We start from the raw sequence: 13,295 nt of genomic DNA, 5'->3' as shown, positions 1-13,295 counted from the left end.
CAATTTTTTATTTGTAGCCATGCTTGAGATGTTAATACTACAATTGTATTTGTTTTTATCGTTTAATAATGATAATCATTATTGACAACTCTCCCAAAATATGCTATCCTATAAATGAAAATAATATATAAGAGGTGAAAATATGAAATTAACCCAAGAAATAAAAGATTTAATAGGTGAGCAACTTGCTTATATGGCAACTGTTGATGAGGATGGTAATCCTAATATAGGACCAAAGAGAACTATGAGGGTTCTTGATGATGAACATCTCATCTATTGCGAAAATACAGATGGCAAGCACCACGCCAATATTAAAAATAACGGCAAGGTTGCTATTGCTTTTGTCAAAAGAGAAGACAACAAGGGCTTTAGGATTGTTGGTACAGCCAAATCTTATACAGATGATGAGCATATGAACCTAGCCAAGGAAAAGGCTGGCGTAATGCCAAAGGCGGCTGCTGTAATCATAGATATAGAAAAAATCTATACCCTTGATTCAGGTCCAATCGCAGGAAAATTATTAGAAGTTTAATTCCCATATTTATTAATAGTTCTACAAAAAAGTTTGGTGCACAGATTATCTCTCGTGCACCAAACTTTTTTATTTATTTCTAGGATTTATGTTGCAATTAATTCCAATTTTAACCTTATAAGATCAAAGTTGATTAATTTTTCCTTCTACATAAGCGATTTGCTTTAAGACTTCTTCTGGCCCTGGCCCACCTTTGGATTTTCTATTTTTTAGGCAAGTTTTTAGGTCAATGGCTTCGTAAACATCCTCTTCAAAGAGATCAGATTCTTTTTTATAGGTGGCTAGGTCAAGGTCTTCTAAGGTGAGATTTTTTTCTATGGCATATTTTACAAGCCTTGCTGCTATGTGGTGGGCGTCTCTGAAGGCAACTTGCTTTTTTACCAAATAATCTGCCAGGTCAGTCGCATTCAAAAATCCAATCTTGCATGCCTGTAGCATTTTTTCTTTATTTACAGTAAGACTTTGGATTTGCCCAGCCATTATTTTTAGACAAGATTTTACTGTATCTATGGAGTCAAAGATAAATTCCTTGTCTTCCTGCATATCCTTGGCATAGGAAAGGGGCAGAGACTTCATCATTACAAAGGCCTGGTTCATATTGCCAATAAGCCTTGCAGCTTTTCCCCTAATTAATTCTGCCATATCAGGATTTTTCTTTTGGGCATAATTGATGAGCCTGTGGCAAATTTATCGTCTATTTCTATGAATTTATAGGCAGGAGATGCCCAATTTATTATCTCTTCTGATAACCTAGAAAGATATTTCTAGAATTCTAATTTCATAGATGATAAGGCTGAAACATTTCTAATATTGGCTATAAAGGACCTTAAAATCACCAAAAATTCATCTTCAGAAATTCCAGAAGATTCTACTAGGTATTCATTGTCCAAATCTTTAAACTCTGCCCTATATAAACCTCCCTCTTTATAGGAAGAAAGTAGCATTTCTTGGCCATAGAAATTAGAGATTTTTTTATCTTTCAAGGAATAATCGCTCCAGGTTTCTTCATCCTTGCCTGCCATCTGAAAGAGGATTTGTGAGTCATCCCTAGTTAAATAAATTTCCACAAAAAGTCTCTGATCATAGGCACCTGATTTCGACTTGCCCAAGACTTCTGTTGGTTCTCCAAGCTCATATCCATCAAGATTTTCCACAAGTTTCTTTACTAACTTTCCGCCATTTGCATCAGTAAGTTCCCTAGATTGGGCATCTAGTTTAGCACTTGAAATTCCTTGGTTAAAAACAATTGTATCTTCTGCCCCGCAAGACTCAATTTTCTCAAAGCTTAATTCAGGCTTATAGATCATTTTCAAGGTCTTTTCATTTGTGAAGTCACTATCAGCAAGGCCCAAAGAATCGAAATAATCACGGACTAATTGGAGAGTCTGGGCCCCATTTTGATAAATATCCACCCAATTCTTTTTAGTAAACTTACCATAAACAGGATCGGTCATAGTCTTAACTTCCTTCCACCTATCCATATGTTTGTCCCCATATTGGTATATCTTTATTATGGTTTGGTAGTAGGAGTTATAAAGGGCCATTAATTTCTTAACTTTTGGCCTTTGAAGAACCTCTTCTTTCTCTTTTTTGCTAATCTTTCCAACTTTGCTACCACCAAAAGGATGAACTTGTCTACCCTTTGTCACTCCAAAATGATATAAGGCTGGCAAATACATTCCGTCTTCATAGGTATAATCTCCCTTAAATTGGATCTCATCCGCTGTTTTTTCTTCCTTGGCAAAGGCATTTGCACTTGGCATCAAAAATACAAGGGCAATGGCTCCTGCCAAAAATTTCTTTTTCATAATTTCTCCTTTCTAAATTTTTCCTTGTGCTTCCTTAATATCATTTTACCCCCCATCTGTAATTTCAATAATTAAATACCACAATAAAGTGAGATTTATTTGACAAAAGTTCGTCCATAGTGTTAAATAGTCCTATAGAAATAAAAACTTACAATGAATTCGAGTAGGAAAGGCCTGGGATGGCTTTTTTGAAATTACACTTTCATTTTGTTTAAGGCAAGCCAAACTGCCTGTGTTTGGCAACGAGTATAAAAAAAGCTGGTACCGCAAGTCTTTGCGCTTTTATGCTCTTTTTTTGTGCCTATTTTGGCCTAGAACTGTTTATTTTATAGGATTTCTCACTTATATAGAAATTACAGCAAATTATAAGAAAGGATAAATTATGAAATTTACTTACGAAAAAGAATACGATAATGTTTTTGATGAACTAGTTGACCGTGGTTACTACGAGCAAGCTACAAACGAAGAAGAATTAAAGAAGAAACTTGCAACAGAATCTGTTAAATTCTACTGTGGTTTTGATGCTACAGCAGATTCCCTAACTGTTGGCCACCTTATCCAAATCATGGTAATGATGCGTATGCAAAACTACGGCCACAGGCCAGTTGCCCTTCTCGGTGGCGGTACAACCCTAATCGGCGACCCATCAGGAAGAAGCGACATGCGTCAGGTAATGACAGAAGAAAGAATCAACCACAACGCTGAGTGCTTCTACAAGCAATTCCAAAGATTTTTAGACTTCTCTGATGAGGGCGGAGCAGAAATGTTAAATAACAAAGATTGGCTTTTAGACCTTAATTTTGTTGGATTTTTAAGAGATGTGGGAAGCGAATTTTTGGTAAATGAAATGATCAAAAAAGATGCCTACAAGAACAGGATGGCAGCTGGTGGTCTAACATTTTTTGAATTTTCTTACATGCTTTTACAATCTTATGACTTCCTAAAAATGTACAGAGAAAATGGTGTAACCCTTGAAATGGGTGGGTCTGACCAATGGTCAAATATCATCGGTGGAGTTGACTTAATTAAAAAACACGAACAAGGCGACGCCTACGGTATGACCTTTGCCCTACTTACAACTGCAGACGGAGTTAAGATGGGCAAGAGCCAAAAAGGCGCTGTTTGGCTTGATAAGGAAAAAACAAGTCCATTTGAAATGTTCCAATACATGAGAAATGTCGATGATAGGGACGTTGAGAAATTCCTACTTCAACTTACCTTCTTACCTACAGCTGAATGTAGAAAACTAGGATCAGCAACAGAAGCAGCAGAAATCAACAAGGCTAAAGAAATCCTAGCCTACGAAGTTGTTAAACTTGTCCATGGCAAGGAAGAAGCAGATGCTGCCCTTGATGCAGCCAAAGCGCTTTTCTCTGGCAAGGGTGATGAATCAGCTATGCCAACAACACAAATTTCTGCATCTGACCTACCAAAGGGTCTTTTAGCCCTTATGACAGAAGTTGGCCTAACCAAGTCAAATGGCGAAGCAAGACGCATTGTCCAACAAGGCGGAGTATCAATCAACGACGAAAAAATTACCGACCCATCCTTTGAAGTAACAGAAGAAATCTTTGAAGATAATAGAATAATAATCAAAAAAGGCAAGAAAAACTTCCACAAGGTGGAACTAGCCTAAGAAATTTCCTCCAAAGCTTTAGTTTTGGGGGATTTTTTTCGCTTAAATCGTATAATAAGCTTAGGTGATAATATGAATAGGAACGAAGAATATTTAAGTAAAAAACGAGCCAAAGAACTTTGGGATCTTGGCATCATAGATAAATTTGAAGTAGGCACTTTTAAGTCCCTCAAAGGCATCCACGCCTATCTTTTCCAAGATGTTTTCGACTTTGCAGGAAAAATTAGGACGGTAAATATAGCCAAGGGCTCTTTCCGTTTTGCTCCCCTTCTTTTTTTGGAATCAAACCTTGCAATTATAGAAAAAATGCCAGAAACAAACTTTGACGAAATTATTGATAAATACGTAGAAATGAACATAGCACATCCCTTCAGGGAAGGAAATGGCAGGGCCACAAGGATTTGGCTAGATTTAATTTTAAAGAAGAACCTAGGCAAGTGTGTTGATTGGGATAAGATAGACAAATTTGCATATCTTTCTGCCATGGAAAGGTCGGTTGTAAATACTCTTGAAATCAACCACCTCCTAAAATCCGCCCTCACAGATCAAATTTCTGACAGGGAAGTTTTCATGAAGGGCATCGACAAGTCCTATTTATACGAAGATCTCTACGACATTTCCATAGAAGATATAAAATAAAAAACGAGCCAGCAAAAATTCTTGCTAGGCTCGTTTTTTTTAATCTTTTATTAATTTTTCAGCCAAGACTTTTACAATTATTACTACCAATATGCATGAAATTGTCGAACCTATAAAGAGGTCCATCTTTAGAAATACCCTATTTGCGACAAAGCCAACTAGCCAAATTACCATGTTTTTGTAATATATATCAGATTCTGTAACGTCTTTTTTCAAAATAAAATAGTCAGCGATTTGTATAGCTATCATTGGGGCGAAGACTGACCCGATTAGGTATAAAAATTCGGTTATGTCGTCCATTGGATAAATTATTGCCCCGATTGTGCCGATTATTGTAACAATGATTCCGATTTTTTGTCCATCAACCTTCTTTGACAAAGATTCGGCAGATATACCTGCTGAATAGGCATCAAGGAAGGTAGTTGTGACTGTTGACAATATTATAATTACCATAGCGGCAAGGCCTAAGCCTGATTTTACCATGATCATGGCTATATCACTTTCTTCTGTGACAAGGGCCATACCCATACCAATTACATACATCCACATGGAAACAAGGGTATATATAACAGTTGATGTTAAGGTTGCTCCTCTTGGATCTTCTGCCTCTCTTGTATAATCAGATATTAAAGGCAACCAGGAAAGTGGCATGGCTACAGCAAGTTCTATGGCAAGGCCAAAGCTCATTGCATCAGGCATCGCTTGTGAATTGAAGTTTACTCCCTTAAAAACCTTAAAAGAAAGTAAGATTGTAAGGATAAACAAAAGGGTCATGGAAACTGTGTTTAGCTTTCCAAGGTTGGAAATTCCTATCATTATCCAAACTAAGACCAAGGCTCCAATTACAAGGGCCCAGATTATGTGGCCTGTAGAAAATACGTGGGAGCTTGAGATTGCTCCATCGTAGATCATAATAGCAGTCCATCCTACAAGTTGAAGGACATTTAAAAGTGCAAAGAATAGTCCGCCTTTTTGGCCAAAGGACATTTTTACAGTCTCCATGGCTGATTTTTCTGTCCTACCGCCGATAAGACCTGCCATATATAATAAGATTGCACCGATAGCGTGACCAATTACCATGGCCAAAAGTCCTTTTTTAAAGCCTAGGGGTGCGAAATACGTTCCGGTAATAATTTCTGCTATAGAAACTCCTGCCCCAAACCAAATCAGGCCGTTTTCAAAATTAGAAGTTTTTTTCATTTTCTTCTCCTTCCTTCTCTTGAAGATTTCTGTCTCCAAATAAATTTATATTCTCTTTCATAATCTCTCCTTTTTCTTATTTACAAAAAAAGGACAAGCCAAGGCTTGCCCTATAAGTTCAAAAAAAAATATGCATAAAAAATATACATACCTACGTTGGCATTATCCAAATCAGGTAAGGTCGAGGCTAGGCCCCCTCTCAGATCTTTTAAGAACTCCCTTGTATGCCTAATATTTTAAAACTTTCCCAAATTTTTGTCAAGGAAAATTTTCCCGATCTATACTTAGATTAATATCGAATATAAGACTATTGATGTTAGATGTAATTTATCTTATAATTAAGTTAATAGAAATCTAAGATAAAAATAAAAATTAGATATAAATCTAAGAAAGGATATACAATGAAAGCTCACTTTGATAATTTTAATCTCATAGAACAGCCCTTACTTGTAAATGAAGCAGGCCTTGTGGTTTACCTTTATACAAACTACCTAGCTGCTAAGAACAAAAACTTCTTCTCTTTTGAGGAGTCTTATCCAGGTTTTAATTACTCCCAGGATATGAATTTAACCTCAATAGATACTGCTTTTTACAACAACAAGGCCTATACAGACTTTGTTAGAAGTGTAAAAAAGGAATCCCTTCCCTATCTAGAGGAATTTTTCAATGACCAAAACGAAGATATTTTAAATCTTTTTTACATATTTACAGAAAACGATGGAAATTATTTGCCTTTTATGGCAGGTGTTTTCCAAAATATCAATGTTAGCTCTATTAAGGACTTTTCTTATGAGAGCTTTGACCTAGTCTTCAACCTATCTTTTTTAAGATATATAGGTGTTGACATAGATGATCCAGAATTAAAGTCTACAACTATAAAAGAATGGTCAAAAAAAGCTTTAAAATCAGACTTTCTAAGCCTAATAGCTAGTCTACCCTACGAAGATAAGTTTTCTATGGCACTTTTAAGGTCTTTTTCCAACAAAAAATCTATCTACGATAGACTTTATCCTCTTTTAGAAAAAATTTGCCAGATTTCAGAAAATAATTTCCCAAAAATTCAAGACGAATTCATGGACCATTTTGAAAAAATAAAAAAAGATGACTACAAAAAGGTAAGTGAAGTAATAGACCAAGTTGGCTTAGCAAGTTTTTTAAGCAAAAGAGATGAGCCTTTTAACATCTATGGTCTAATCCTTGCACCAAATATGACTATGATTCAATTTATATCAGAAGATTACAATGATGCCTTTATCAAATTTGGAATTTATTCAAATAAAGACTTTGTCGAAAAAGAAAATAAGCTAAAATACATAAGCCAATACCTAAAAATCCTAGGAGACCCAACTAGGATTGACATCCTAGATCTCTTAAAGGAAAAAAACTACTACGCAAAAGAGCTTTCTGACAAGCTTTATATAACACCTGCCACTCTCTCTTACCACATAAGCCAGCTCCACGTTTGTGGCTTTATTGGTGCCTATATCGAGGGCAGGAAGACTTATTATTATTTAAGACGTCCTGGTTTTGAAAAAGTAATAGAAGAATTAACCGAATTTTCTAAGGACATAAATGAGGAAAATTATGGAAAAGAATCTTAAAAACCTAAAAGGAAACCTAGCTCAAAATCTAAATGACGAAGAAATCATAAAATCATATCTAAGAGCTGATAAGCTTTCAAATTTTGACCTTCTAAAAATGGCCTATGAGCCTTTTAAGGACAATCTAAAAATAAAATTATCATTAATGGTTTATCCTATTACAGCAGGCCTAATTCCAGTAATCCAGGCCTTTATTATGTATTATTTGGTAGATCTCATAAACAAAAATACCGACCTTAGGACAATGATTTTGACTATTATAGCCTATGCCCTAATAATTTTTATCTGCTCCATGGTTTCAAACCAGATTGAGCGTAGAACTTACTCGACTTATATGGGTACTAGGTTATCTACCTTCATCAAGGCTTCTGGTCCTATCATGGAAATGGACTACGGTCTTGGGGAAAATTCTCTCTTTATGGCAGAATTTTCCAGAGGTTTTGAACCTTTTTCTAACAATGTCACAGGCCTTGAAGGAATTTATCACGATATGTATAAGCTTTTGGCAAATGTCCTTTCCTTTGTGATTATATCAGTGATTATGGCGAAACTATCTCCCCTAATTTTTATCTTTGCCATAATTTCGATACTAATTCAACTGGCAATTAGGACTTATACAGACAAGTACAGACACTCCCACATGGGCGAATTAAACAAGGTAAAAAGAAAAACCGACGCCTATTACAAAGAAGCATCCGACTTTCGTTTCGCCAAAGATATTAGGGTATTTTCTTTCAAAGACAGATTTATAGATGGTTTTAAACCCCTTGTAGGAAATGTGATTAAGATTTCAAGAAATTTTATCAAACCTGAAATGTATCTTTCTCCTGTCCTTGCAGTCCTTCTTGTAGGAGTAGAAGCCATCGCTTATTATTTCCTAACAGGAAAAATATTGTCAGACCAAATTACATTAAAAAACCTAACCCTCCTTATCACATCAGTTGCAATTTATTCTAATGTTGTCTTGACTCTTGTGATAAATATAGCCCAAACCAGGTCAAACCTACTCTATGTGGCAGATGGCTTTGATATGATTAGGGTAGATCTTAAGTCAGATGTAGGTGATAAAAAAATTACTGGACCGATGTCAATCGAATTTAAAAACGTATCTTTTTCCTATCCCCTATCTGATGTAAATGTATTAGAAAATCTGTCTTTTACTATTAAGGAAAAGGAGAAAGTTGCCATTGTTGGTGTAAATGGTGCAGGCAAATCCACTATAGTTTCCCTAATCTTAGGCCTTTATAAACCAACGGGAGGAGAAATTTTTATTAACGGGGTAAACGCTAATGACCTTGATCTAAAAGAAAGATATGCTGCCTTTGCAACAGTTTTACAAAATGTAGAGCCCCTCGCAGTTTCCATTGCAGAAAATGTGGCAGCAACTGATGAAAATATCGACAGAGAAAGAGTTATAGATTCACTAAAAAAAGCAGGTTTAGGATATAAGCTTGACCAATTACCAAAAGGCATTGACACCCAGATGACAAGAAATATCCACGATGATGGGACACTTTTCTCCGGTGGAGAAAACCAGAAACTTGCCATCGCTCGTGCCCTTTATAAAGAAAATGCAGGAGCCCTTATAATGGATGAGCCAACTGCAGCCCTCGATGCCCTAGCGGAAGAGAAAATTTACAGGGACCTTGATGAGATTAGTAAGAACAAAACCCTGATTTTTATCTCCCACAGGCTAGCTTCCACCAGGTTTTGTGACAAAATCATGCTCCTTGATGGTGGGAAAATAACAGAATATGGAACTCATGATGAACTTTTAAAACAAGATGGGCTCTATAAGGAAATGTACGAATCCCAAAGAAAATACTATTTGGAGGAAAAGAATGAAAAATAAACTAAAAGCCCTATGGCTTTTTATGAAAATTACAGCAAAAAATGATCCTCTTTATATACCAGTAATTATCCTAAATGCCTTGGCACCTGCGGCGGGAACCTTAATCAATGTCTTCGTGCCAATGATTTTTATTAACCAAATCACAGACCCAAGGCCGGCAGCTGACTTTATTAAAATAGTATTACTTTTAATAATAGGAAAAATCCTTCTTGAAAGTTTAGAAAGACTTCTAAGCCGCGAAGAATTTGTAAGACGACAGGGAATTAATGATTATTTGACCTTTGAACTTGCCAAAAAAGCCATGGATTTGACCTACCAAAACATAGAAAATCCTCACACCCTAGATCTTAAGGAAAAGGCCAACGCCGCTATCAATATGGGAGCAATCCACAATTTGCTATCATGCCTAAAGGATATAATAACAAGCGTGGCAACCATGATAGGAACTGCCCTTGTAATCATATCCTTCTCCCCTTACTTGGTTGGTTTTTCAATTCTAATTTCCTTTTTAATAATCCTTGTAAATGGCAAAGAGTCTTCCTACACCAGCAAGTTTGACTTAGAGATTGTAAATGTAAACAGGAGATTTTCCTATTATTTTTCTCTCATGGCAAGTCCCCACTATCAAAAGGAAATTAGGGTTTTTGACCTAGGAGATATGCTTCAGTCAAAAACTCAAGGATACTTAGACCAAATGATGGATGGATTTGAAGATAAATTCGGCTTTGAAGCCAATATGGGAGCTATAAAAATCTTTTTAGAATCTATTTTAAGACTAGTTTCCTACACCTATGTGGCAATGAGGACTCTATCAGCCGCATACGGGCCACAGATTTCCTTTGGTTCCTTTTCAGCAATTATTGGTGCAAATGAAAACTTCATGACTTCCTTCCAGACCATGTTTTCAGAACTAGCTGGCTTTATTATGAGTCTAGCAAATCTTGAGCCCCTCTATGACTTCTACGTCCTAGATTCTGATGAGGAAGAAAATTTGGAAATAGCAGAAGATTTCCAGAGCCTTGAATTTAAAAATGTGACCTTTACCTACCCAGGATCTGACAGAAAAATCATAGACGATTTGTCATTTAAGATAAACAAGGGCGAGAAAATCTCCATTGTAGGTGTGAATAACGCTGGAAAGACAACTATAGTAAAGATTCTCCTAAGATTTTTCGATATTGATAGCGGAGAAATCCTTTATAATGGTGTGAATATCAAAAAAATCAGCAAAAAATCTCTTTATGAGAAAATCAGCGGAGTCTTCCAAGACTTTTCAATTATGCCTTTTACAATCAAGGAAAATATTATTGCAAATAAGGCTTTTAGCGAAAATAAAACTGATGAAATTATAAAACAGCTAGACCTAGACCAAAAGATAAAAGAACTTACTCGTGGGATTAATACTTATTTAAATAAGGACATATACGAAAATGCCACAGACCTGTCTCTTGGCCAAAAGCAAAAACTAGCTATAGCTCGTGCCCTCTACCAAGACGCAGATTTTCTAATCCTAGATGAACCAACAGCATCCCTAGATCCCCTAGCAGAAAGCAAAATCTACGAGCACTTTAACGAAATGACCCGAGGGAAAACAGCCATCTTCATCTCCCACAGGATGAGCTCATCAAGGTTTACCGACAAAATATTATTACTAGATGGCGGAAAAGCAGCCGCCTTCGATAGCCACGAGAATTTAATGGCCTACGATAATCTCTACTCCAAACTCTACAATGCCCAAGCCCAGTATTTTGAATAGTAAAATCTACAACAAAAAAACTCCCAAGCTGGGAGTTTTTGTTTTGTTCTTTATTATTGTGCGAAATCTGCTTCAAATTGTGGTGCGAAAGCTTTCATTTCTGCTTCTACATCACTATCTGGGTTTGATAAGATTTCTTCAAGTTTGCTTGCAATATCGTTGTAAGCTTGTTGGCTTCCTGGAACAAGTGGTCTTGAGAATAATTTTTCACTTGCTGTTCCTAGGATTTTTGGAATTTCTGAATCAGCGTTTTTGTAGCTTTCATCTTCTACAGCTGACTTTCTAGCTGGCATGTAGCCTGTTGCTAGACCAAATTTAATTTGAGCTTCCTTGCTTGATACGTATTTTAGGAATCTAAAGGCTGCATCTTTTGCTTCATCAGAAGCACCTTCAAACATATAGATGTTTGTACCTTGTTGAACTGCCTTGTCTGCTGGATATGCTTGGGCTGCGTATTTGAATTTGCCTTCAACGCCTTCTTTAACATATACTTCACCAGCGTTTGATCCAAGGTAGCCTGCTAATTGTTCGTTAGCGAATGGGCCTGATAGGTATTGGTCAGTTCCTGCAATTCTAAAATAACCTTCTTTGATACCGTCTAGGTAATATTTAATAGCTTCGATTGATTCTGGGCAAGTTACGTCAAGGTCTGGACCAAATTCTATGCCCTTGTTTTTAAGGTAAGTTACATAGAAGTTTGAAAGTGAGTCCCAACCAAAAGCAGGAATGTCTTTTTCAGCCTTGATTTTTTTAGCAACTTCTTTTAGCTCTTCAAAGCTTGTTGGGTTTTTAAGACCTAGTTCATCAAATAGGTCTTGGTTGTACCATAGAACTTCTGTTGATTTGTTGAATGGAATACCGATGATTTTGCCATCTTGTTCGATTTCATCCCTTACACCTGGGAAGATGTCTTCGTAATCTGCAATTCCATCTTCTCCCTTAACTCTATCTGTAAGGTCTGCTACCATACCAGCTTCGGAAAATTGAAGCATCCAGTCTGGATAAGCTTGGGTAATTGTTGGTAGGTCTTTTGGAGATTGCATAGTTGCAACTAGGATTTGGTTAAGATCGCCATAACCACCTTGGTGTTGTAGGGTGATTTTAACATCTGGGTTTTCTTTTTCGAAATCTGCTACAAGGCCTTCAAGAGCTTCGCCTTGGCCACCGCCCATTGCGTGCCAGAAAACTACCTCTGTTTGACCTTCTTTGGCAGGTTCTTTTGATTCTTCTGCTTTTTCCTCTACCTTAGCTTCTTCTTTTGGAGCTTCTTCTTTCTTGTCGGCATTGTTGCCACAAGCTGAAAACATTCCTATAGATAGGACTAAGGCTGCAAGTAATGTTAATTTTTTCTTCATTTCTTCCCCTTTAAATATTTTTTCCTAAGTTCCCATAAAAGCAAACTTATTATTCTTACATTAAATATATACCCTTAAAATATAATTTAATCAATTTTTATCCCTTAATTCCTCCAAAAGATACTCCCCTTAGGATTTGCTTCCTAAAGATAAAGTAAAGTATTAGAATTGGAAGGATTGTAATGGTTGAAGCTGCCATTTGCAGATGGATTAATTGACCTGCTTCTGTGGCAAAGGCTGAAAGACCATTTGATATAAGTCTCATATTCTTGGTGTTTGTAACAAGGATTGGCCACAAGAATGAGTTCCAACCTGTAATAAAGTTTAAAAGTCCAATGGTGAAAAGATTTTGCTTGCACATTGGAATCATAACTTTTCCTATAAATTCAAAGTCGCTTGCTCCGTCAACCTTGGCTACATTATAAAATTCCATTGGAACAGATTTTAAAAATTCTTTTAGATAGAAAATATAAAATACTGAGGCCATAAAAGGAATTATAAGGGCAACATAGGTATCAAGAAGGCCAAGTTTGGCTATTGTTGAGTAGTTTGTAAAGATAATTATCTCAAATGGCACCATCAAGAGGGCTAGCATAAAGTTTTGGAGCATATTTTTGCCCTTAAAGTTCATAAAGTTTAGGGCAAAGGCTGCTAAAACTGTTGTAGCTAGGGTACCGAGGGTATTTATCAAGGAAACAAATACTGTATTTACGAAATACCTTGCAAAGGGAGCGGCCTTCATGGCTTCCCTAAAGTTTTCAAATTGAGGTGCTGCCGGCAAAAGTTTTGGTGGGATAGCTGTTACTTCTCCAAAGCTCATAAGGGCTGATGAGATCATATAGAGGAATGGAAAAAGGGTCACAGCTGCCATTATGATTATAAATATGAAGGCTAGGCCTTTTAAAATCTTTTTCAT

The 13,295-nt window shown here is 36.4% G+C and carries 11 protein-coding genes and 1 riboswitch; of the genes, 6 read left to right on the top strand and 5 right to left on the bottom strand.

The window, feature by feature from the left end:
• Nucleotides 1–142: 142 nt before the first annotated feature.
• Nucleotides 143–532, top strand: coding sequence for a pyridoxamine 5'-phosphate oxidase family protein (locus tag K8P03_RS05875; protein ID WP_223419255.1), 390 nt, complete (start codon nt 143–145; stop codon nt 530–532).
• Between the two features lie 123 nt (nt 533–655).
• Here K8P03_RS05875 and K8P03_RS05870 read toward each other — a convergent pair whose 3' ends face one another.
• Nucleotides 656–1,174, bottom strand: coding sequence for a hypothetical protein (locus K8P03_RS05870; RefSeq protein WP_223419253.1), 519 nt, complete (start codon nt 1,172–1,174; stop codon nt 656–658).
• A gap of 122 nt (nt 1,175–1,296) precedes the next feature.
• Nucleotides 1,297–2,340, bottom strand: coding sequence for a hypothetical protein (locus tag K8P03_RS05865; RefSeq protein WP_223419251.1), 1,044 nt, complete (start codon nt 2,338–2,340; stop codon nt 1,297–1,299).
• A gap of 382 nt (nt 2,341–2,722) precedes the next feature.
• Here K8P03_RS05865 and tyrS point away from each other — a divergent pair, with 382 nt between their 5' ends.
• Both tyrS and fic read left to right on the top strand, forming a co-directional pair.
• Nucleotides 2,723–3,976 (top strand): tyrosine--tRNA ligase, encoded by a 1,254-nt coding sequence (tyrS, locus tag K8P03_RS05860; RefSeq protein ID WP_223419249.1) that lies wholly within the window; start codon nt 2,723–2,725, stop codon nt 3,974–3,976.
• Nucleotides 3,977–4,048: 72 nt separating this feature from the next.
• Entirely contained in the window at nt 4,049–4,615 is a 567-nt protein-coding gene (fic, locus tag K8P03_RS05855; RefSeq protein ID WP_223419247.1) for a protein adenylyltransferase Fic, read from the top strand.
• A gap of 39 nt (nt 4,616–4,654) precedes the next feature.
• Here fic and cytX read toward each other — a convergent pair whose 3' ends face one another.
• On the bottom strand, nt 4,655–5,815 hold the full coding sequence (gene cytX, locus K8P03_RS05850; protein ID WP_223419245.1) for a putative hydroxymethylpyrimidine transporter CytX: 1,161 nt from the start codon (nt 5,813–5,815) through the stop codon (nt 4,655–4,657).
• 130 nt (nt 5,816–5,945) lie between these two features.
• A riboswitch (TPP riboswitch) is annotated at nt 5,946–6,047 on the bottom strand.
• Between the two features lie 169 nt (nt 6,048–6,216).
• Here cytX and K8P03_RS05845 point away from each other — a divergent pair.
• From K8P03_RS05845 to K8P03_RS05835, 3 genes are read left to right on the top strand one after another with little or no spacing between them, the layout of a single operon-like run.
• A complete protein-coding gene (locus K8P03_RS05845) occupies nt 6,217–7,416 on the top strand; it encodes an ArsR/SmtB family transcription factor (RefSeq protein ID WP_223419242.1) in 1,200 nt (399 codons plus the stop codon).
• Nucleotides 7,400–9,268 (top strand): ABC transporter ATP-binding protein, encoded by a 1,869-nt coding sequence (locus K8P03_RS05840; RefSeq protein WP_223419240.1) that lies wholly within the window; start codon nt 7,400–7,402, stop codon nt 9,266–9,268. The genes K8P03_RS05845 and K8P03_RS05840 overlap by 17 nt, the downstream gene beginning before the upstream one ends.
• Nucleotides 9,258–11,024: an ABC transporter ATP-binding protein gene (locus K8P03_RS05835; protein ID WP_223419238.1), complete on the top strand. Its 1,767-nt coding sequence runs from the start codon at nt 9,258–9,260 to the stop codon at nt 11,022–11,024. Before K8P03_RS05840 ends, K8P03_RS05835 begins: the two co-directional genes overlap by 11 nt.
• 53 nt (nt 11,025–11,077) lie before the next feature.
• On the opposite strand, the gene K8P03_RS05830 is transcribed toward K8P03_RS05835, so the two are convergent.
• Nucleotides 11,078–12,379, bottom strand: coding sequence for an extracellular solute-binding protein (locus K8P03_RS05830; RefSeq protein WP_223419236.1), 1,302 nt, complete (start codon nt 12,377–12,379; stop codon nt 11,078–11,080).
• Nucleotides 12,380–12,476: 97 nt separating this feature from the next.
• Entirely contained in the window at nt 12,477–13,295 is an 819-nt protein-coding gene (locus K8P03_RS05825; protein WP_223419233.1) for a carbohydrate ABC transporter permease, read from the bottom strand.

This window comes from Anaerococcus murdochii (assembly GCF_019957155.1).
In the GTDB taxonomy this organism is placed as follows: Bacteria; Bacillota; Clostridia; order Tissierellales; family Peptoniphilaceae; genus Anaerococcus; species Anaerococcus murdochii.
This window is presented reverse-complemented; position numbering and strand designations above follow the sequence as displayed.

Coding starts and splice junctions, on each gene's coding strand:
- K8P03_RS05875 (WP_223419255.1), top strand. CDS start 143: ATGAAATTAACCCAAGAAATAAAAGATTTAATAGGTGAGCAACTTGCT.
- K8P03_RS05870 (WP_223419253.1), bottom strand. CDS start 1,174: ATGGCAGAATTAATTAGGGGAAAAGCTGCAAGGCTTATTGGCAATATG.
- K8P03_RS05865 (WP_223419251.1), bottom strand. CDS start 2,340: ATGAAAAAGAAATTTTTGGCAGGAGCCATTGCCCTTGTATTTTTGATG.
- tyrS (WP_223419249.1), top strand. CDS start 2,723: ATGAAATTTACTTACGAAAAAGAATACGATAATGTTTTTGATGAACTA.
- fic (WP_223419247.1), top strand. CDS start 4,049: ATGAATAGGAACGAAGAATATTTAAGTAAAAAACGAGCCAAAGAACTT.
- cytX (WP_223419245.1), bottom strand. CDS start 5,815: ATGAAAAAAACTTCTAATTTTGAAAACGGCCTGATTTGGTTTGGGGCA.
- K8P03_RS05845 (WP_223419242.1), top strand. CDS start 6,217: ATGAAAGCTCACTTTGATAATTTTAATCTCATAGAACAGCCCTTACTT.
- K8P03_RS05840 (WP_223419240.1), top strand. CDS start 7,400: ATGGAAAAGAATCTTAAAAACCTAAAAGGAAACCTAGCTCAAAATCTA.
- K8P03_RS05835 (WP_223419238.1), top strand. CDS start 9,258: ATGAAAAATAAACTAAAAGCCCTATGGCTTTTTATGAAAATTACAGCA.
- K8P03_RS05830 (WP_223419236.1), bottom strand. CDS start 12,379: ATGAAGAAAAAATTAACATTACTTGCAGCCTTAGTCCTATCTATAGGA.
- K8P03_RS05825 (WP_223419233.1), bottom strand. CDS start 13,295: ATGAAAAAGATTTTAAAAGGCCTAGCCTTCATATTTATAATCATAATG.